This window comes from Collinsella sp. HCP28S3_E12, from assembly GCF_052065595.1.
GTDB lineage: Bacteria > Actinomycetota > Coriobacteriia > Coriobacteriales > Coriobacteriaceae > Collinsella.
The window spans coordinates 116,593-138,990 of sequence record NZ_JBQHTS010000002.1 but is presented as its reverse complement, the minus strand read 5'-3'; the positions used below and the strand labels follow the sequence as shown (position 1 = coordinate 138,990).

Annotated in this window: 9 protein-coding genes; 2 read left to right on the top strand and 7 right to left on the bottom strand. The window is 51.7% G+C overall.

Annotated features, from left to right (window positions below):
- Positions 1-117 precede the first annotated feature (117 nt).
- The 6 genes from ACTNBY_RS01410 to rfbB form a co-directional block, all read right to left on the bottom strand.
- Positions 118-4,212, bottom strand: a complete 4,095-nt coding sequence (locus ACTNBY_RS01410) for an RICIN domain-containing protein (RefSeq protein WP_441063089.1) — start codon at positions 4,210-4,212, stop codon at positions 118-120.
- 21 nt (positions 4,213-4,233) lie between these two features.
- Positions 4,234-6,684, bottom strand: a complete 2,451-nt coding sequence (locus ACTNBY_RS01405) for an RICIN domain-containing protein (protein WP_441063088.1) — start codon at positions 6,682-6,684, stop codon at positions 4,234-4,236.
- A 30-nt stretch (positions 6,685-6,714) separates the two neighbouring features.
- Positions 6,715-10,239 carry an RICIN domain-containing protein gene (locus ACTNBY_RS01400; protein ID WP_441063087.1) on the bottom strand — a complete coding sequence of 1,175 codons (3,525 nt, stop codon included), beginning with the start codon at positions 10,237-10,239 and terminating at the stop codon, positions 6,715-6,717.
- A gap of 71 nt (positions 10,240-10,310) precedes the next feature.
- Positions 10,311-13,874 carry an RICIN domain-containing protein gene (locus tag ACTNBY_RS01395; protein ID WP_441063086.1) on the bottom strand — a complete coding sequence of 1,188 codons (3,564 nt, stop codon included), beginning with the start codon at positions 13,872-13,874 and terminating at the stop codon, positions 10,311-10,313.
- Between the two features lie 209 nt (positions 13,875-14,083).
- The gene (locus tag ACTNBY_RS01390; RefSeq protein ID WP_441063085.1) at positions 14,084-17,482 is read right to left on the bottom strand and encodes an RICIN domain-containing protein; all 3,399 of its coding nucleotides are present in this window, start codon (positions 17,480-17,482) and stop codon (positions 14,084-14,086) included.
- 97 nt (positions 17,483-17,579) lie between these two features.
- On the bottom strand, positions 17,580-18,542 hold the full coding sequence (gene rfbB, locus ACTNBY_RS01385) for a dTDP-glucose 4,6-dehydratase (protein WP_441063117.1): 963 nt from the start codon (positions 18,540-18,542) through the stop codon (positions 17,580-17,582).
- Between the two features lie 154 nt (positions 18,543-18,696).
- Between rfbB and ACTNBY_RS01380 the strand changes: the two genes are divergently transcribed.
- Together ACTNBY_RS01380 and ACTNBY_RS01375 are read left to right on the top strand one after the other, a co-directional pair.
- Entirely contained in the window at positions 18,697-19,797 is a 1,101-nt protein-coding gene (locus ACTNBY_RS01380; protein ID WP_441063084.1) for a glycosyltransferase family 2 protein, read from the top strand.
- A gap of 4 nt (positions 19,798-19,801) precedes the next feature.
- Positions 19,802-20,947, top strand: a complete 1,146-nt coding sequence (locus tag ACTNBY_RS01375) for an acyltransferase family protein (RefSeq protein WP_441063083.1) — start codon at positions 19,802-19,804, stop codon at positions 20,945-20,947.
- Here ACTNBY_RS01375 and ACTNBY_RS01370 read toward each other — a convergent pair.
- Positions 20,944-22,314 (bottom strand): hypothetical protein, encoded by a 1,371-nt coding sequence (locus tag ACTNBY_RS01370; RefSeq protein WP_441063082.1) that lies wholly within the window; start codon positions 22,312-22,314, stop codon positions 20,944-20,946. The genes ACTNBY_RS01375 and ACTNBY_RS01370 overlap by 4 nt on opposite strands.
- Positions 22,315-22,398 lie beyond the last annotated feature (84 nt).

Below are 22,398 nucleotides of genomic sequence, written 5' to 3'. Positions count from 1 at the left end.
AATGCTTGTACGCTAAGACAACATTGCGCCCGGCGGTCACTTATCCACCGGGCGCAAAAATTACCTGAAATCAATTCGACATAAGCTGGATGCAAAAGCTGGATGCAATCCGTCCCTTTAGAAAGAGCCCCCGACACTCCTTATGTCAAACCGAACGCCAGGCAATTCAGGCGAATCAACCATTCCCAATGACGCGGAAGAGCCGGAAGCACAGAGATACTGGCCTGTAGCCACGTTTTGCAGGGCGATCTTGCCGCCAGACAATGTACTGTGCCACCGTTGAGAATCTGCACCGCTAGATGTCAGCTGGACAAGCTTTCCCCCATCACTCAGAGAGAGCACTTTTCCTGAGCCGATGCACTTAATCTCGTATTCGTTTTCCAGCCCAGCCACCTTGCTCACATACCATTTTTGAGCGAGCGTACCATTTGACGTATAGAGCTGAACCGTAGCGCCGTCCTCCATAGATCCGCCGGCAACATCCAGGACTTTTGAACTCGTGGCCGACTCGAATGAAAAGGCGCCTTCGTCCAAAAACTCACTAACCCGATGAAGCGAGAACTTTTGAGCGGCACTTCCATTGGGAAGATATGCATCCAAATTAGCTTGAACAAAATCAGAAGCTCCAACAATATCCAAAGCCAAACCAGTTGACTTGCTCACAAAAGAGTACGTGCCATCGCCATTATCGATCGCAGCAAATAGCCTATTGGCATTATCGGAATCGCAGGCCCACTGCTGAACATTGGTGCCAGGAATAAGATCGCCGCCATCAACATCGAGCGCCTTTTGGGACTTTGCATTACGGATAACATAGTAGCCATCGAAATATTCAAAGCTAAACAGCTGGGCAAACGTTCCGTTGCTGTTGTAAAGCTGAACATTTGCCCCATTGGAGCTTGAGCCGCCAGCAACGTCAATGACCTTACCAGTGGAACTACAAGCGGGGCTTAGCGTGAAATAACCCTTCGGAAGGATATCGTCGCATTTTGCGACCGACGGGGACATGCTCAACAGGGCAAAGTGAGAGGCGCCCTCATTAGAGCTCAGCTCAACGTTTACACCATTGGATACGCCGGACCCCCTCGATCCAAGATAAAATCCGGGCCTCAGCGCGCTCTCAATGAGATACGTGCCATCAGACTGTTTGGCGGCAATCCACTTTTGAGCATACGTGCCGTTGGAGGCGTACTGGGCAATGTTTGTTCCTGCGGAAGCGTTTCCTCCGGCAACATCAATCACCTTATGAGAGCCAGCATTCGTAAACGTAACATAGCCCTTGTCGTCATGAGAAACGACCCAACGTTGCGCATTAGTCATATTCGACCTGTACAGCTGAATATTTGCGCTATTGTCTTTCGAGCCGCCAATAACATCCAAAACGAACGAATAGTTCTTGCTCGAGCTTACGAGATACTCTCCATCTACCAAATCGGATACGTGCGCCATGGCCTCAGCGTCTTGCTCGGAGCGTAAGCACTTAAAGCCAGAAGGTGCAAATGCAACAGAAAGCTCACGGGAATCGCCCCTGGAAACCGTGACCAGCTTACCGGAGGCGTTTACACCTAGAGCACAACCAGAACCAGCATTAACGATACGATACGAGCCACTACCGGCATCTTCGATAGCCCAGTAATAATTAGAAGACGAGGGCGAGGCACTCCCCTGCTTAACAGCAGAACCGGGAACTATATCTCCGTCCTGGGCATATAAATAGCGATAAGATTTCGCAGACTTGATTGCGTAAAGACCCTTGTCGGCATCGTATTCAAAGCCAAATCCCTGCGCAATAGTTCCATTAGGGCTATACAGCTGGATAGCGGCACCGCTATCCATGCTACCGCCGGTCACATCAAAAACACGGCCATCAGGTGTCGTTACGATAGCAGACTGAGAATCAATTGTTTGACCCTTAGAAACATCTCCGGTTGTATACAGGCGGAAACGCTGGGCATTGGTGCCATTATCATCATAGACCTGGACATTCGTCCCGTTGGAAGTAGCCCCAGATGCAAGATCCAAGACAAAGCCGGTCTTAAGCGCGGAGCAAATCTTAACGAAACCATTTCCGCAATCAACGAGAATCCACTTCTGAGCCCAAGAGCCGTTAGGCGCGTACTGCTGAACATTTGCGCCAGCTTTCTTGCTGCCGCTGGAGACGTCTAGAACCTTGCCCGATCCAACATTGGTAATGGTTACATAGCCATTCTTGTCATATGAGAACGTCCAGCGCTGAGCCGGTGTAGCGTTAGATGCATACACCTGCAGATTTGCACCGGACTTCGTAGATCCGCTGGAAATATCGAGGACCTGCCGCTCAGATATGGAACCAATAGCGTATTCGACGCCCTCCCTTACAAGCCCTCTGCTGGAAGCAGCAAGATCATCAAGCTCTTGGCGAACGGTGCGCGCCGAAGCGAGCGTCCATTTTTGAGCATCAGATCCGTTATAGGTATAAATCTGCAGCGCGGACCCACTCACGCCATTAGCACCAGGAACGTCAATGGCTTTGCCGGACTTAGAGTTTATGAATGAATACACGCCATTACCGCAGTCGATAACAGACCAATGCTGCGCACTGGTGCCGTTGGAAGAGTATTGAGAGATGGCACCACCGTTGGAAACGGAGCCCCCTTGAGCCTCAAAAGGCTTACCCGAGTTAACGTTTACGATTTCGTACAGGCCATTACCGACCTGCTTAAAAGTAAACATCTGCGCCTGGCTGTTGTTGGCAGTGTAAATCTGAAGACGTGCACGATCATCAGAAGACCCGCCGTTGATATCCATGACCAGCTGCGGGTTAAGCGCACTCTTAACAACAAAAGCTTTGTCGGTCTCTACGGTCGAGGAAGAAGCAAAGGTAAAACGCTGGGCATTCGATTTATTCGGAGCCCAAATCCTAACCGAAGTACCATCCGAAGTGCTACCGTTGCAAAGATCGAGCGCCCAGTTACCCAGAGCGGACTGAATATAAAATCCGCTATCGGCAACACGAATATGCCAAAGCTGACGATAGTCTTGAGCATAAGCGGCTTGAATAACCGAAGAACCACTTTGTGCATTGTCGCCGGCAACGGATAGATATTGTCCAGTAGATTCGCTCTTAATTCGATAGGCCCCGGAACCAGCCGACTCAAGACGAAAGCGCTGATTTGAAGACCCTTGAGCATGGAACAAAGAAAGCTGCCCGTCATCACCAACAGTAACGCTCGAGGAATCCTTCGCTATCGAATCGATATAGTAAGTTCCGTCTGCTAGAGCATAATCGGGCAGATTAACTACGTTAACAAAATCGGCCGAAGAAAAAGCATTCATGTCAACAGTGTTGGCGGTGATGCCGTCAAGTCGCTCCGACGAAGTGTACTGCCATCCGTACTGTCCGGCGCAACTAAACGAAGTTCTGAGCTTGGGGCCATATTCCGCAATCCAAGACACGCGGGGGCGCACACTTGCAGCTTTTAGATACGTATCCGCGTACCAACGACCAGAATAAATGGATACGTTGTTAATGCCAAAACCAGAGAGCGTATTAAAATACGCATTCACGATGCCCTCGTACGCAGAGGCGCTATTAGGCGATATCGCATTACCGTTGCTGTCATAGAACGATTCAAGGTCATAAAAAATCGGCAGCGATAGATCATACAGACCGTACTTACTTACAATCTGCTGCGTAAAATAAGCTTCGCTCGTAGCATCATTCGAATTCTGAGCCGTACTAAAGATATACACGCCAAAAGGAATTCCCAAGCGGCGAACCTCACGCAAATTGCGCTCGAACTGTTTGTCAAAATGGGTCGTCGAATAACCAAAGCGCAAAATTACAGCATCAACGCCAGATTTTTGAACCTTATTCCAGTCAATCGACCCCTGCCACTCAGAAACGTCAATGACCTTTAGCGCCGGAGACGCAAAAACCTCGCCATACCCGTTATAGAACACTTTAGAAGCATTCGTGCCACCCCAATAGGGAGACCCGCTTGCAGAACGATCGTCGAGCGCTGCAGCAAGCGGTTCACCATCCATCGAACTGCCGGCGGTATAGTCGTTGGAATCATCCGCGGGATGTGCCTCGCCATAGGCAAGACGCTCCTCTAGAGATGCATCGACCGGAAGCGAACCATCGTCGGCAAAAACAGGGGTTGACCCCAGGCTGCAAAGCAGACCGAGAGCAACCAATAGCGACGAAGCGAGAAAAGTTTTCTTGCGCATAACCATCAACCTAAATCCAAACTAACATAGGGCGATATTGCGATACCAACCCCAAAGCGGCGTATACGTGGTTCCATAATAATTGACCCAGTCATTAAGTCCGCGAACGTTAACTCGACCAATATTCTCAATAACTTTGCCATCACCAATATAGATTGCAATATGGCCCCACCTAGAGCCCGCCCAATTGTGGGAATGGGACGGAACAGCGACAATCATACCAACTTTCAAATTAGCACGGTTGCTGTCGTGGCAATAAGACCAAAACATGTCGCAGGCATCGCCGTATGCATAGCCATAACCAGCTGCATTAAACACCCTCGAAATCCACTCGGAGCAAAGATTGGCACCAGGGGTAGGAGTGGAATAAGCAATGTCGACGAGTCGCCTTTGCGCACCGTTAGCGTCAGCGTAAGGCTGCTCAGAAACAATCGTAGTATCGAAGCGCCATGAGTCACCGCCACCGTTACCAAGAATAAGACCGTTGTCGCTGTCCATCAACGCAAAAGAACCGTCAGCAAGCATCGAATAAATTGCGATACCGCCACAATCGGCAAGGCGAAGCAGCCACTTTTGTGCACCAGAACCATTCCAGTCCCATTGCTGAACAGAAGCGCCATTAGATGCGTTAGCGCTCGGTACGTCGAGCGCCTTCCCAGATACAAAGGCAGTCAGACTGTAGGCACCGTTTCCCAAAGAACGGACATACCACTTTTGCGCGTTCGTTCCATTAGCGGTATACAGCTGTACGCGTGCCCCGGCACTGCTGGATCCGCCGGCAACATCCAGAACACGATTACCGCTCGATTGGTTCACCACAACATAATAACCATCGTCAATAAGTGAAGCCGCAACAAAACGCCATGCCTGAGCAGCCGTAAAGTTATTGACGTACATCTGAATCGCGGTGCCCACAGTGGCATTGCCACCTGTCAAATCAATCACAGCACCCGAGACTGCATTCACAAGAACAAGACCGCCCATTGGAGACACACGCGGAATCCAGTGAGAACCCTCCACCGCCTCCTTAGCACTCATCAGCTTGCCGTCGCTTTGCGAAAGGTACTTACCCGAATTTGCGCCCTTGATAAGAACTGATCCATCGTCGCAAACACTAACCGACCATTTCTGAGCCAAAGTGCCGTTACGATTCCAGACCTGTAATTTAGCGTCGTCCGCCTTCGATCCACCAGAGACATCGATGAGACGGTTGCCGTCTACGCGAGAGTAGATCTCGTACAGTCCGTCACGCACAAATACCGTCGGAACCGACAGCGTCCATTTTTGCGCGAGCGTTCCATTTTGTGAATAAAGCTGCAGCTTAGTTCCGTTGGCAGAATTAGCCCCTGTAACATCAAGGGCTAACCCACTTTTCGCGGAGATAAGAGACACGCTGCCGTCGGAGTTAACAACGACGCGCCACCATTGAGCAGTCGTACCGTTTTCGGCATATTGTTGGACCGCAGTTCCATTCGAAACGCCACCACCGCGACAATCAAGAACCTTACCCGACACCGCAGAGCGGACCGTATAGTATCCCGTCGACTTGTTATACGTAAACGTCCAATACTGAGCAAGCGTATCATTGGAACCATAAAGCTGAGTTTGCGCCGAATCGCTCAAAGAGCCACCTGTAACATCGACAACCTGACCACCGTTAAGCATGGAGCCAAGTCGATACAGTCCATCATCGATAGTCTGAGCGATCTTAATGAGATTCCAGACCTGCGCATTCGTAGCATTCCAGCTATAAACCTGTGCATTTCCCCCATTGGCAACGCTACCGCCAGAAATATCGAGCACATAGTCGCCAAGGCAGGACTTAATATAATAGCCGCCATCTTGACGGGCAACAAAGTCCCAAAGCTGCGCATTCGTGTGATTGATAACATATTGCTGAACATTCGTGCCGTTTGCACCGTTACCGCCAGACACATCGAGTGCCTTGCCGCTCGCGACATTTACGAGCAAATAATGCCCATTAAACTTCTCGATTCTCCAGCGCTGAGCGGGCGTGCCATTTTGACCATACTGCTGGACGTTAGCTCCGTTATCGCATGAGCCGCCCGAGACATCGAGGACCCTATTTGAGCCGGCGTTAGAGATCTCATAGACGCCCTCATCGATGTTCGCTTCAGGAAAGTCGGAAATCTGCGGATTCGAAGGCAGGGCAGAAGGCTCAACAGGAGCAGCCAGGGCAGGAGAAGAGGTGTCAGCCCCGTCATCACCCATTGCAGGAGTCTGTACATCGCCAGGATTGATATCACCGGCATCTTCCGTGGACCCCTCGGAATCCTTTTCAAAAGCACCATCGGCTTCGATCGAATCATCATCAGTCGACACTACCGAAGAAATTAAGACCCCATCATTTGGGGCAGCCAATTCAATTGAGTACGCCTGAATGGGAGAGCACAAGGCAGCAACCGCGAAGCATGCAGGAATCAAAGGCATGAACAGAACTGATTTTTTCATCTCTAATGGACCTCGATAAACAAAATTGGATTATACGAACGGGCGTGCAGCACCAATGGGATTACCGCGCTCGTAGACACCATGGACACCGACACCCTGACGGGGCCAGGAGTCAATCATGCGCCCATCCCCCAAATAGATGGCGATATGCCCGCGGTAATAGATAACGTCGCCGCGCTGCATACTGTTGACGCTTACCGGCATAAAGGTACCGTTATTGTACCAATTCATAGAGTTGTACGTCTGCCAAGAAAGCCAACGATGGTTATAGGGGTTGTAGATACCCATATCCATGCCCGTGGCATAGAGGCACTGCAGCACAAAGCCCGAGCAATCGACGGCGCCGCCAGGCGCGGTAGAGTAGGGCTCGATGTACTTCGTGCCAACATACTCATAGGCACGCTGGATAAAGGCATTGACGCAGTCGTCTCGTGTGGCATCGATCGCGATACGAGACGGCGTAACATAGGTGAACTCGCCCGTGCAATAGATCGGAAGCTTCACCGTCAAGCTACTTACCTGCGGATAGTTCAAAGGATTCTGATAACCGATCTTCGCAGGACGCTCAGCAGAGAGAGCGCGCCAAGACTGAGCAGCGGAGCCCGTATAAGACCAAAGCTGGACATTGGCTCCATTCGCGGTAGCCCCGTCGCTTACCTCCAGGACCTTATTGCCGCAAGCCGAAACAATCTTGATTCCGCTCTCCCCCATTTCGAAACGCCACTTTTGCGCATTCGAACCATTCCACTGCCACTGCTGGACGTTCGTGCCATCCGCATCAGAACAGTTGAGAACATCAAGTGGGTAAGCAGAACAACAAGCCGTAAGTGAGTACCAGCCGCCACCGACGCTACGGACCCAAACACGCTGGCTTAGCGTACCGTTAGAAACATATATTTGAACGTTTGCGCCATTCGAGCGAGAGCCACCAGTCACATCAAGTCGTTGTCCAGTTGCATGCATGGGAGCGAACTCATAGAAACCGTCAGAAATAAGGGGGACGGACGTGATGCTCCACCCTTGCGACGTGGCCCCGTTCTCGTCAACGCAGACAACAGATCCGCCAGAACCAGAAATGGACAGCACCTTACCGGTCTTTTTATTCTTAAGCTCAATCCCCTTCCCAAAGCAGATTTCAATCGACCATTTGGCCTCGTCGGCTTCTTTGTCCGAGATTTGAAGAATGGCACCGTCGGACTCTCGAGCCGAAAGATACCTGGCAGAATTAGCGCATTGGAACGAGTAATAGCCCCGATCATCCTTACGAGCCCAGAATTTCTGAGCCAGGGTACCGTTTCCCATATAAACCTGCAGTGGAGCTTCGTCTGCATAGGAACCACCGGTAACGTCGAGATATTTACCCGTAGAATCCGAACAGATGGAGTAGCAGCCTTCATCGAGCGAAACGGTAAAGACTTCGAAAGTCCAATGCTGTGCAGCACTGCCGGACTCATAGGCAGTCGTCACGGAACCATCGGGTTTACGTTCCAACACCAGATTGCTCGCAACGGAACGGATTACAAAACTATCTCCATCGGGCTCAATTCGCCAATGCTGATTTAAGCCAAGGCCGGGGAAATCCCACTGTTGAACTTTTGCGCCCGGGAAAATATCGCCACTATCAAGATCAAGTCCCTTGGTAGACTTCGCAGAACGAATCGAGTAGAAACCCGTGGCGGAATCGAACGAAAGCTTAAAACACTGAGCCATGGTGCCATTTATGGCATACGTTTGAATTCGGGCACCGTTGGAGACAGAACCTCCCGTCACGTCAAGGCATTTGGAAGAATCGGAAACGGAATTGATCTGATACATACCATCCGCAACCGACTGGGTGCCCGCCGTGACATGAGGATTAGCATCGATGGCAATAAAACGCTGCGCTGCAGAGCCATTTGCTGTCCAAATTTGAACATTTGCGCCATTAGAGACGCTTCCGCCGCTTACGTCTAAAACAAGATTTCGTCCAAGGCCGGAATAAAATACGAATGACCCATTTGTCTGCTTAACAGGAATCCATCGCTGCGCGGCAGTGCCATTCACGGCATATTGCTGAACGTTGGTGCCGGACTTTTTGCCTCCACCCGTGACATCGAGGGCCGAAGAGGTTCCTGCATGAGCAATCGTCACATAGCCGGTAGGCTGGCCATTTGAGTCGAGCGTATTCTTAATGACCCAGCGTTGAGCTGCGGTGTTGTTGGAGGCATAGATTTGGATGTTAGCGCCATTCGAAGCAGATCCACCAGAAACATCGACAACACTTCGCGGTGATGAGTCCATGCCGAGGGCGTAAGTTCCATCGGGGATCTGCAAACCCTGTGCAGCAGCGAAGGCATCGACATCAGCCTGCGTCCAGGTAAAGCCCTTCGTCTGCGTCAAAGTCCAGGTGACGGCATCAGTCGAGGTGACGGCGGCGCCGCTTGCAAACGAAAGATACAGCCCATTCGCGGCGTTTTTAATGGCAAAACCCTCTCCAGAAGGCTCAAGGATCCAAAACCGATTCTTTGTATATGAACCGGTGTCATCAAGTGATCCGTAGAGATGGGCGGCGCCACGGGGTACGACGCTACCGTAATCGGCGTCAATCAACATGCCCGAAACAAGCGAAGCGATCGTGTAATAACCGGATGTACTGTCATACGTAAGACGGAACGCCTGTGCAACGGTATCGTTCTTTGCATACGACTGAAGAGTCGCACCGGACTCAGCAGAAGCGCCTTTCACATCGAGAACCGACCCGGCAGATTCAAAATAATAAACACCGTCGGCGACGTTCTGCCCTAAAGAGTCAACGACCGGATTGGAGTCGATTGCAAAAAACAGCTGCGCGGCGGTCTGATTGGCCTTATATAGCTGAACATTAGCTCCATCAGCAGAGCTGCCGCCCGCGATATCGAGCACGTAATCAAAGTTAAGGACGGAATGTATCGTCAAGCCTCCATCGGCGTCCTTAACGGCAATCCACTTTTGCGCGCGCGTACCGTTAGCCACATACTGCTGAACATTACGACCAGACTCGGCTATACCACCAGAAACATCAAGCACCAAGCCGGAACCGGTGTTTTCGAAAGTTAAAAACCCGTTCTCGTCCTCATGCACTAACCAGCGCTGAGCTTTAGTCATATTCGAGTTGTACATCTGAACATTAGCGCCATTTGAGGAAGATCCGCCCGCAACGTCCCACACCTTGCGCGAGGCATTGCTGCAAGCAAAAACATAGGTCGCACCGTCAGAAAGCGACCCCTTGTTTTTGACGGCTAAGCCCTCAACGGTCTCAGCATCTTGAGGCGTCGTACCATCGGCCGATTCGACGGCAGATGTCGACGAGTCTTCAGATCGCCCCTCGCTAGATAGCACAGTCGAGCTATTCGGAGCTAAGCTACCGTCACCGTCATCGGCTGCACCCAATTCGATTACTCGATTAGCGTCGGGTCCGTTCGTGGACACTTCTTCGGCAAATAACGGAGATACTCCAACGGAGGAAACAAAAAGACACGCAGCCAAAGCCACTACCGAAATAGCAGCTAGGCCACGGGTATATCGGCTGCAACTCATATCAGACCCCCGATTCAAATTAACACCGAATCTATAATAGTTGATACGAGCCGCGATATTGTTGCAATTGGTTACTTAATAACGACTGCTTGCGCACCTCTTTGCTGGTAGACCCAAGCAATCCAATCTCGATCATAGGTGGTATAGCCATCGATGGTATCGGAGATCATGACCTTGTTTGTTTGAGGGTTATAACCCTTCAGGACAACCGTATGCGAGTTAACGCAAGCAAAATATCCACCCTGTCGGGCATAGATATTTCCAACATTACCCTGATGAACGGTAGTCCAAATAATGACCGGATGTCCATCATCAAGGTAATTGCAAAGGTCATACAGAGAGGTTCCTGACACGTCGTACGAACGCAGGCTGCTCCCCCTACTTGCTAGGAAATTATTGGCAGCCCTATTGAGTCCAGGAGCGCAGATCTCGTTACCATTGTTATAGCTGTGGGGGTCTCCCCAGAAGCACCAGACAAAGTCCCAGGAGCTACGGGGGATCCATCGATCGGCCATTTCGCAAGGACCAACACCAAAACCGTAATAGTTAAGGACGTTGGTCAGAGCCGCCGATTCACAGCCGTTGGGAAGACCAACGGAGTACTGATTGTAAACTGGGACAGCCAGATCTACCGCCTCGGGCGTATAGCTCGTCTGGGCAAAGTAAAATCCTTGCGCGTCGGTGCCATTAGCAGCGTAAATCTGGATATTGGCTCCATCATTAAGCGCACCCCCGTTCACATCCAAAACGAGTGAGTCGTTAAGCGCAGAACGAATGAGAAAGGAGCCGCCGCCCACGTAATCAACACGCCAGCGCTGAGCGGAGCTTCCATTCCCCTGCCACTGCTGAACGTTAGCGCCCGAAGCACCCTGAGCATTCAGGACATCGAGATATTTTTTGCTTCGGCAGTTTTGAATCGAAATGGTTCCATCCGAGTTAACGCTGACGATCCATTTTTGAGCGCCAGAATCATTGGAAGACCAAAGCTGCACGTTAGCACCGTTGGAACGAGAGCCGCTCGCCACGTCTAGCACCTTAGAACGGTTATAAGAAGCGGCAATAACATAGGTACCCGAATCAACTAACGAGCAGGCAGATAACTTGAAAGACTGTGCCAAGGTGCCGTTAGAATCATACGTCCTAATATTAGTTCCGTTGCTTGTTGAGCCACCTGCGGCACCTAGGACCTTGCCGGTTGCAACGTTAACGAAGTTGACACCGCCCTTGTCAATCTGGGCGGTCCAAAGCTGAGCGTCGGCATAATCAAAAGATCGGACGCAGACGTTGCCATCTTCATCTGCCGTTAAGACCTTGCCAGACACCAGGCTTTCAACGGTATAAGTATTATCTTGGTCGGCAACCTTGGCAACTTTCCATTTCTGAGCAATCGACTTGTTGCTTCCATAGAGCTGAACGTTAGCGCCATCACTGGCCGAGCCGCCTGCAACGTCCAAAACCGCAGAGGAGGAAGCAGGGCTCGAAATGATAAAGAAACCCTCGGGCAAAAGCGAAGTCAGCTTTGTAAAGGCAAGACGCTGCGATGCGGAATCAGACGGGATGTCTCCGTACACATTAGAGTTGGCAACGCTTAAGACCAATCCGGTCGCTTTATTCGTTGCCGTATAGAAACCGTCATCGTTACGAACAATGGAAAACAGCTGATTTGCGTTATTGCCGTCACCGCTCCATTGGTGGACATTTGTTCCAGGGCACACATTGCCACCATCGACATCGAGAGCCTTGCCAGACTGGGCGTTCACGATTCGATAGTAGCCATTCTCATATACAAATTTAAAGACCTGAGCAAACGTGCCATTAGCAGCATAAGTCTGGACGTTTGCCCCGTTAGAAGAGGACCCTCCGGAGATATCAAACACACGAGATGAATCCGATGCCAGAGAAATAGTGAACCAGCCGTCCAAACCAAGATCGTCGGACGGGGCTACATCGGGAACGGCCGATACAAAACGAACGTTTTGGGCGGCGGTACCGTTGCTCGCATATGTTTGAATATTGGCACCATTCGAGGAAGATCCGCCTGTAACATCTAGAACTAGTTCGGGCAGGACCGCGGACTGCAGCCGGAACGAGCCACCAGGCACCGAGGGAACGGCGATCCAGCGCTGGGCACGCGATCCATTGGATGAATACTGTTGAATATTGGTCCCCAACCTACAAGAACCGCCCGCAATATCAAGCACCTTGCCAGAGGAAACGTTTTTGATAATCAAATAGCCAAGTTCATCATGTGAAATGTCCCACTGTTGAGCCGCTGTCATATTCGACACATACGACTGAACATTGCCGCCGTTGGCTTTAGAGCCACCGTTCACGTCCAGAACCTTAGCTCCTTCAACGCCGAGTGCCAAGACATAGCGCCCATCAGCAATATTGCCAGCATTTTGCTGGGCAAGCGCATCCAGTTGTTCGCGCTGAGCGTCTAAATTGAAAAATGTCCAACGTTGAGCAATCGTGCCATTATCCGACCAAGTTCGCACGTTCGTGCCGCTACTTGTATTACCGTTGGCGATATCAAGGCAGATCGACGGATCAAGCGCGGACACCAGCTTGATGGAGACCCCATCCTTAACGGCAATCCATTTTTGCGCCGCAGAACCATTCGACGCATATTGCTGGACGTTCGTTCCAGATTGAGCGCTTCCGCCAGAAACATCAAGAACAAGACCGGAACCACTGTTGGTTAATGTGACAAAGCCATTTTGATCATGAGAAACGATCCACGTTTGTGCACCCGTGGCGTTGAGAGCATATATTTGGACATTCGCACCCGATGACCTAGATCCGCCCGCAACATCAAGCGTCTGCCAGGAACTTTTTGCCGAGCGAATATAGTAGGTACCGTCAGCGAGGTCGGAGGCGTGGGCGGCAGCAAGCTCGGCGAGGATAGCAGCCTTGGGCTTCTCGAGCGTAAACGTCTGAGCAACGGATTCATTGGATTGATAGAGACGGATTTCTGTTCCGTTGGAATCGCTGGCGCCGGCGATGTCGATGGCAAAATCATCATCGACGACAGGCGAAAAGACGAGTCCGCCGCCAACCTGTCGAGCATGCCATGCAAAGCCCCAGGTGCCATCATCGCCGATGTTCTGCGTAAGACGCGGATGGTCCGAGAAATGAGAGACATCGTTTGGGTAGCAAAGGTACAACCCCGACTTAATATTCTTAAAAGCGTATTGACGGCTGCCAAGATCAACAAGGACAAACTGCTGTGCAGCCGTCTCATTTCTGTCAAACAGTTGAATCGCCGTTCCGGCACTCACCGATCCGCCCGTAACATCGAGCACTCGATGCCCCGACAAAGTCGAGGTAAGAAAAAAGGTGCCCGCGTCAAGGGTCGCATATTTTGTCAGATTAACGCCCTCAGTGGAGTCCTCGGATGCACTGTCGAGGTTCTCGTCGCTCGACTCACCCTCCTGGGCAATATCGCTTGAAAGCGAATCTGAAACAGAGCCGGCGGCATCCTCGGTTTGCTCAGCATCCTCGGCGGAAAGCCCAATCGAAGAAGTCTCGGCAAATGCTGTTGAACCCGAATTGAGCCCGATGGGCAGCGCCAGAAGCAGTCCCAGAAAACATCCCACTTGCAATAATGCGCAAGCGCATTTTATATGACGCATGACATCCCCCAGAAGGTCTCGCCAACACCTACGACGTAGTGCATTTCCCCACGAGTTCGTATTACTTAAGCATCGCATCATGCAATCCAACATGTGGAAAAAATGCATATACTTTTGTTTCATTTAATCGCGGTTTAGCGCAATATGCAACTCTTTGCGTCAAAAGAAGGCGGCTCGCCAAACGCGAGCCGCCTTCTACCTTAGTAGTTTTAGTAGTTAACTACCTTCGTTCCATAGGGGATGTTGTCATAGATCCATTTAGCGTAATCGGTTGTAAGCCTAATGCACCCAGCCGACGCGCGATGGCCCATCGTGTGATCCATCACATTGAACGTTCCCGTATAACAAGGCTGCGAATGGAATAAATAGTCTCCATAAAACTGCGTGTAGTACCAGCAGGTATATCCGTGTCCAAACGAAATGCCCTTTCCGTAAACAGAGAACTCACCCAGCACCGTTGGCGACCCATTTTTGCCTGGAGCACACTGCCAGAAGGACCAGAGCCTCCAATTACCACGAGAGCCCCTAAAAATACCTGTACGGCATCCAACGGTATCAGTCAAAATTAGCCATTCCGTGTTGCTGTTATACCACTGCGCACGGTTATACATTGCCTGCTGATCGGCAGGCAGCGGCTGCACGTACGTAGCAGCTCTGAAGGTAAACCGCTGCGCCCTTGAATCGTTACTTGCGTGCAGAGTGACGTTCGTTCCGTTTGCGCTGTTGCCTCCAGAAACATCGATTACGAACGCTCCATTCAGAGCGGAAGACAGCTTAAATCCACCGGGTACATAATCGATAAACCAACGCTGGGCAGCACTGCCATTCCTAGACCATTGTTGGATATTGGTTCCAGAAGATGCAGCCCCATCTTTTACGTCAAGAGCCTTGCCACTGGCGGCATTTACGATGTTGTAAGAGCCATCACCGTTACGAGAGAAGTTCCATTTTTGAGCACCCGAATCGTTGTTCTGCCAAATCTGAACGTTTGCACCGTCCGAGTGCGATCCGCCAGAAACATCTAAAACCGATCCCGCGTGAGAAGCCATTCGGATGAAATACGTACCATTGTCGATGGTTGCCGAAGTAGCGCGCAGGCGGAATCTCTGCGCAGCGGAGCCATTGGAGGAGTGGACTTGAATATTGGAAGTCGACGCAAAATTACCGCCCTTCACATCAAGCGAAAGGTCTTGGTCATCCGCCGACACAAACTCAATACCATTGCTATCGATTCGCGCCACCCATTGCTGCACCTTCACATCTGCCGGTGCCATCGTGCAAACATTGGTACCGGAAACAGCAAGTCTGTTAGTTGAGCAAACAGATTCAAACGTATAGGTATTCTTCGCTCCATCCACCTTTTTAAGCAGCCATTTTTGGGCGAAGGAACCATTGCCGGTATAGAGCTGAACGTTAGCGCCGGAGTCAGCGGATGCACCCGCGACATCAAGTGCATAGGAGGAATTTGCAGACGGATAGACCTCATAAAGGCCTTCGCTCAGCAGGTCTTCTTGCTCGGCAAAGACAAACGACGTCTGGACAGAATCTCCCGCCGTGGCAACAACCAGATTTGAACCGGACACAGCGAGCATGAGCCCTGTGCCCTTATTGATGAACGAATAGCTTCCGTCCTCATTGGCAATGACACTGAAAAGCTGGTTGTCGTTGGGACTTTCATCCCACTGCTGGACATTCGTCCCGGGGACAACGTCACCAGCCGCAACATCGAGCACCTTACCGGAACCAGCATTACGCAGAACATAGTAACCGTCTCGATACTCAGCCTTAAATAGCTGGGACAGCGTGCCATTGCAGGAATATGTCTGAACGTTGCCCCCGTTCTTTAATGAGCCACCGGCAACGTCAAAGGCAACAGCGCCATTTGAAGAGGGTGAAATAACGAACCAGCCCTTGTCTTTCAAAATGTCATCGCACGGACCAACTGACGCAGGGTTCGCGGCAATAAAGGTAAAGCGCTGCGCGGCAGTTCCATTCGAAGCATACAACTGCACGTTTGTCTGAGAGTTCAGCGAGCCGCCGGCAACGTCAAGTGCGCGCTGTTGCCAAACAGCAGAAAGAAGTCGAACGCTTCCATCACCATTCGGTACCGCAATCCACTTTTGTGCATAGTTCGCATCGCCACAAGCCGCGTGCTGCTGGACGTTCGTTCCCAGGGAAGTTGAACCCGCGGAAACATCAAGGACTTTGCCAGACTTTACGTTCGCTATTGTGAGGTAGCCGTCATCGTCATGCGAAACACGCCAACGCTGTGCGGCAGTCGTATTCGATTGATAGATCTGCACGTTTGCACCGCTAGAAGCAGAGCCGCCGACAACATCGAGAACCATTCGAGACAAGTCCGGACCAGCAACGATCGCATAGTCTCCGTCTTTGACGACTTCCCGGTTAACGGAAGCGAGCTTATCGAGCTCGGAACGTACGACCGTCGGATCCACAAAATAGAAGGATTGGGCTGCTGTTCCATTTGCACTGTATAGCTGAAGTCCTGCGCCGGGCACAATAGAGCCACCGGGGACGTCGGCGACCTTTTGTCCGTTCAAGCCCGACACAATCCGATAGCGCTCGCCGTCTTTCTCGATGATCCACTTTTGGGCCTTGGTTCCATTGGCGGCATAGGTCTGCAGCTTCGTGCCGTTGGCGTCATTGCCGCCCGCCGCATCCAGAACCGCCCCGGCACCATGAATCGCAATGGTGCGATACCCGTCCGACGTAGTTGAGACATCGAACGTTTGAACGCCTGAATATCTGAACTTGTCAAAGGACAGCGATCCGCCGTCTGTGATCAGCGCAAACGAATCATTCGAGGCCAACATAGCATATGTCCCATCAGGAAGGTCAGCGAGATGCGCCGCCGCCCGATCATCGAGCTGCTGCTGCTCGGTTTTGGCAGGCGTTAGTACCCATCGCTGAGCTGCCGTACCATTTGCCTCATACAACTGCACGGCAGAGCCATTTGCGGCAACTCCACCCGCCACGTCAATGGCAAACGACTGGTTGAGCGCCGAAATAAAGGTGTAGCTGCCATCGGTTTCTTTAATTGCGACCCAGCGCTGCGCAAGGGTGCCGTTATCGGACCAAAGCTGAACGGGATTCCTATTGCTCGCGCTGCCGCCGGGGACATCAAGCGTGCAACCCTTGACAGAAGCAATGACAACAAAGCCATTCTGATCGTGAGACACTCGCCAGACCTGAGCATTCGTCTTGTTCTCACTGTACAGCTGCAACTTTCTGCCAGCAGACGCCGTGCCACCAGGAACATCAAGTACAAAATTGCTGTTAACCGAAGAGCCAAAAGTGTACAACCCATCCGTAAGGTCATCGACGTGCTCGGAAGCGAGATCATAGACAGACTTGGGCTTTTCCGGTTTCACAGCATCAGTCGAATCCGATGCATTCGAATCGGACGTACTGTCCACGGACATAACTTCGTTGGTAACGAGCTCGGACTCGTTCAACTGGTCTGCAGCCAGAGAGGCATTTGTATCTTGGCCGGTAGCCGCGTTGTCTTCAGCAAATGCGGGAACGAGACAAATTCCCAACAGAAGCACGATAAACACCGAAGCAAACATAGCTTTTCGATTGCCCATGTCTGTCCCCTTTCATACGGTTGCTTACACTCTATGCCAAGAAGCGCGCCCCATCGTCGAGAGATTCGTGAGCAGCAGCTTAACCCCGAAAGGCCAATCAGGTTAAAAGCATGTTGCAATAGCACAATCGCGAAATCTCTGCTGCAAAGTCACCATGGATCGGCGCCCAACCAAGCTCGCGGCGGAGCTTGCTAGCGTCTATGGCGTACCGTCGATCATGGCCGGGACGGTCCTTAACCCAATCGATAAAGTCTTCGTCTTTGCCCATTGCTTTAAGAATGGTCTTGAGGACTTCGAGATTGCTGCGCTCGCAATTGGCTCCGACAAGATAGGTCTCCCCGATCCTCCCTTTGGTCAAAATGAGCCAAACAGCACGAGCGTGGTCATCGACATGAATCCAATCGCGTACGTTTAGACCGTCCCCGTACAATTTAGGACACTCCCCGCGCCGGACGCATGCAATCGAATGCGGAATGAACTTCTCGGTGTGCTGATATGGACCATAGTTATTACAGCAATTAGAAATTGTTGCCTGCAGACCATAGGTACGAATCCAAGCTCTCACAAGCATGTCAGATGCCGCCTTGGAGCTTGAATAGGGGCTACTCGGTCGATAAGGAGACTCCTCGGTAAATCTACGCGGATCATCAAGCGCCAGGTCTCCAAACACTTCATCAGTCGAAATGTGATGAAACCTGACATGGTGTCTACGAGCAGCTTCCAAGAGTTGGTATGTGCCCTCGACATTCGTTTTTATAAACGGGCTAGGATCGACAATCGAATTGTCATTATGGGACTCCGCGGCATAGTGAATAATTGCATCGTGCCCGGGAACGACTCGATCAAGCAAATCCGAATCGCAGATGTCACCAACAACAAGCTTAACCCTGTCCTCCGGAAGCCCAGCAATGCCGTCAGGATTAGCAGCATAGGTCAGCTTATCCAAGACGGTGACGCGTACATTCGGAACATTATTCACGACATAGCGGACAAACGCCGAACCGCAAAAACCACAGCCGCCCGTAACCAAGATATTGCCGTATTTTCGCCCCATGCGCATCGCCCCCCATTTAGCTCTGGCTTGTACCATTTTCCCATAATCTGCTTGAAGAGAGTGAAGCAACCCTTACCGTTGCCTTCACCCAAACGCAACTAAAACCGTTGCAAACGCAATTAGGTATAATTCTTCCAAATCGCCTAGAGAAAGTGTTTGAATGCTGACCGTAATCGTGCCTACTTACAATGCCGAGCCGTATCTTTCTCAGGCTATAGGCAGCCTATTAAACGAAAAGAAAATTGAGCTGGAAATCCTCGCCATCAACGACGGATCCACCGACAACTCGCTCGCCATTATGCAAGATTTCGCTGCGCGCGACTCGCGCGTTCGAGTGATCGATAAGGCAAACCAGGGTTACGGCGCAACCTGTAATCTGGGCATTCGCGAGGCAAAGGGCGACTGGATTGCCGTCCTCGAGCCCGATGACTGGATCGAGCCCGGAATGTACTCCGACATGCTTGCCTTTGCCAAGCGCGAATTTGGCGATCCGAACAAGCTCGATATTATTGAGACCCCGTATTGGATCATTCGCAACCCCGATACCCCCCAAGAGGTCAAACTACATTGCGCATATCGCGGTCGCATTAAACCGCCTCGGCAACCGTTCACCATTCACGACGCTCCACACCTGCTGGCCCATCATCCGTCCATTTGGTCGGCAATCTATCGTCGCGACTTCCTGTTGCAAAACAATATCTGGTTTAAGGAAATCCCCGGTGCGGGCTGGGCCGATAATCCATTCCTTGTCGAAACGCTCTGCCAGGCAAAGGCGATCGCTTACTGGCCCAAGTCGTATTACTGCTACCGCGAGGAAACACCCGAAAAGGCGGCCGCTCTGGCCAAGCGTGACCCCTTGATGCCGTTTAATCGCTGGAACGATATGGTCGATATTCTTGAGCGGCTCAACGTCACCGACCCCGCCGTTTGGACACCCCAAATCACACGTGGCTTCACCTATATGGGCATCATGATTGAGCACACCGGAATTGAAGGGCACCCCGAAATCGAGCAGGCCATCCACAAGATGTTCGAACGCATGCCGCAAGAGCTGGTATTTGCCAATTCTCGCGTTACTCCCGCGGCCAAAAAGCTCTATTCCGAGTATATGGGTATCGCCAACCCTAAAATCAGCTACTGCGCATACGCCAAGGACCTCGTGGGCGAGGGCTTGTATAACGTATGGAACAAGGGGCCCAAGCAAACTCTAAAAATGATCACATCGCACTTTAGCTCATACAACGCACGCGCTGGAAAATAGTCTGATGGGCAGCAAAGCAAGCAGAAATACCTCCATCGAGGCGCTGCGCTTGGTAGCGGTCGCCGGTATCGCGGTGTTCCATACCTTTCAGTGGACCTTCCAAGCCGTCTGCACCAGCCTACCGGAATACGCGCCGCTCGCTGTGTTCCCTTACTCCGGCGCGCTCGGCTTTATCAACCTGCTGGGCTGCTGGGCCAACGAGGTCTTCTTTATGATCTCGGGATACTTCCTTATTCCCTCGGCGGTACGCGCCCTCCAAAACGGTTCATCCGCGCAGGGTCTCACGCTTAAATCGCTTGATCGCCTCAAAAAGATCGTCTTGCCCACGCTCTTTTATTGCGCCACCTGCCTGTTTGTTTCGATGTACGTCTATCCCCTACCAGAAATCTCGCTGCATGAGATTGGCTGGCTCACGTTGGGCATCGAGTTTATCTGGGTCTACGCCGTCTCCGTATTGCTTGTCCCAGTGATTGCGCTGATACGACAGCGAATCGGCAGCAAAAGAGCCCCGTTTGTCGTAGCCCTTCTTGTGCTCGCAACATTTGGAATCAACTGCTACATCGCGGCGACGGCAAACGAAGCGGCCGGTATCATTCTGTGGCGCAAACTCATGAGCGCAGTTACCTACCTGGTCGCGTTTATTGCAGCTGGAGAAATGTGGTTTGCCCTCGAATACCACGGAAACGCATCCGGCGCTCAAAAATCCAAGATCGTACTCATCGGACTCGTTGCCACCACCATCGCGCTCGAGCTTCTGCTATCGGCAAATAGCCAGTACGACGCGCTCTGGAAGCTCTCCTTCAAGTCCACTTCCGTCATATCCTTTATCTTGGCCGCCGCATCCGTTGCCGCCGCAGCGCTCCATCAGCCGCGCCACGAAACCTCAGCCGCAGACAAGACAATCGTGTCTCTCGCCGCAGGAACACTCGCTTTCTACGCCGTACAATCGTTTACCTGCAATGTCTGGCGCCCCATCTTCGACAAGGCAATCTACACCATGGCGACAGGCATCCAAACGGGAGAGCCCCGTCCAGCCGCCGCCATTTTGCTCGGAATCCTTATGAGCCTTTGCCTCGCGCTTGCCCTGCTCCTCATGGATATCGCGCGCAGGGCCGTAGTCAAGTCCATCAAGGCCCACATGAACAGCTAGACGTCCTTCTGACTCCTCAGACCACGAAGCGCGCTTACACCTGAAACAAATAAAATCGCAAAGACAATCGCCCAATTCTTGCAGCCAAATACCGGAATATGAACGATCGCATGGTCATGCATAACAACGAAATAACCCAGAACAACAACCAGAGGCAGTGCCATGAGCAGCGACTGGATCAACACCTTTCGACGACGACCGCCTTGCGCGCCGCCCCGTATCGAGCAAACGAGCACGGCAACCCAAATCGCTAATACGGCAGCAAACGAAACAAGACAAACGACGTTCGAGATCATCGCATAACCAGCTGTTGAGCAAATGGCAAACAGCTGCGGGCTCATGTAATAAAACGCCTTCAAAATCTGAGGCCAGTCAGCCTGGGGCAACAGTGACGAAGTCCCATGCGCAGACCAAAGGCCCATCTCGCCCAGAACGTTCGAAAAGACCTCGTCCCAGCCCAGCACAAATGCCGCGACAACCCATTTCATCGCCCAGGTAAACACAAACGAAAGCCCAAACCCAAAGAGCGCCTGCAGCATCGTGACGACGCAACGCTTGGGGCGCTCATCCTTGGGGAGCGCAATGAAGGCGAAAAAGCAATGCAGGGCGACAACTGCGGCAGGAATCGTTAAAAAGTCAAGAAACGAAAACACGGCGCCCGTCGCTATCGACCAAAGGACAAGGCGGCTTGTGAAAACCCGTGCGTTCGGGGCCGAGCCCAAACGAAGGCTCATGCAAGACATCATGATGAGCGCCACAAAGAACGAGATGCACAGCAGCAGATCACCGATAAAATTGAAAAACAGGTTGGTCGAGAACAACAGGATTGTAAGGAACCCCAACGTCAATGGCTTTGAAAATCGCTTCCGCAAGGCAACGTAAGCGCAAGCGGAGCCGGCAATCGCCAGAGCGGCCGCAGGCACCACGACAACGTCGATACCACCAATAAACAGGCAGACATTCGTAAGTAGCTGCCATCCATGCCAATACCGATAGTACTGCTGATGCGTAATCCCGCCGGCTTTCGTAACGTCATCAATCTCGGCAACAGTCATCGTCTTAAACGGAGAACCTTGGTCCATTTGCTGTGCGACTTCAATGATAAAGCGATTGTTATCAAAGCAAACAGGACCAGCTGCAACACGGTGGTCGTAGACATACATGTCAGACAACAGGGCAGAGGACTCCGAACCCTGCGCATGTGACTCGACAACGGGCCTCGGCAGGCAATTCGCCGCGGTATTGCTCAGGACGAATGCGACCTGAAAAACCAAAAACAGCAACATGACCTTGACGGGAAGGCTATCGGCAAAGGAAGCTAAACGAGTTTTATTCACAGGGCATCCAAACAGAAAGATCGCGTCCACAGGAATCGGCACCTACGTAATACCACAATGCGCGCTTGAAATCTCGCCACACGTCAACCAGGCTTGTAGCAAACGTTCTTGCTG

What these genes read in the sequence shown, in the direction of transcription:
- ACTNBY_RS01410 (WP_441063089.1), bottom strand. Translation starts at nt 4,212, where the DNA reads ATGCGCAAGAAAACTTTTCTCGCTTCGTCGCTATTGGTTGCTCTCGGT.
- ACTNBY_RS01405 (WP_441063088.1), bottom strand. Translation starts at nt 6,684, where the DNA reads ATGAAAAAATCAGTTCTGTTCATGCCTTTGATTCCTGCATGCTTCGCG.
- ACTNBY_RS01400 (WP_441063087.1), bottom strand. Translation starts at nt 10,239, where the DNA reads ATGAGTTGCAGCCGATATACCCGTGGCCTAGCTGCTATTTCGGTAGTG.
- ACTNBY_RS01395 (WP_441063086.1), bottom strand. Translation starts at nt 13,874, where the DNA reads ATGCGTCATATAAAATGCGCTTGCGCATTATTGCAAGTGGGATGTTTT.
- ACTNBY_RS01390 (WP_441063085.1), bottom strand. Translation starts at nt 17,482, where the DNA reads ATGGGCAATCGAAAAGCTATGTTTGCTTCGGTGTTTATCGTGCTTCTG.
- rfbB (WP_441063117.1), bottom strand. Translation starts at nt 18,542, where the DNA reads ATGCGCATGGGGCGAAAATACGGCAATATCTTGGTTACGGGCGGCTGT.
- ACTNBY_RS01380 (WP_441063084.1), top strand. Translation starts at nt 18,697, where the DNA reads ATGCTGACCGTAATCGTGCCTACTTACAATGCCGAGCCGTATCTTTCT.
- ACTNBY_RS01375 (WP_441063083.1), top strand. Translation starts at nt 19,802, where the DNA reads ATGGGCAGCAAAGCAAGCAGAAATACCTCCATCGAGGCGCTGCGCTTG.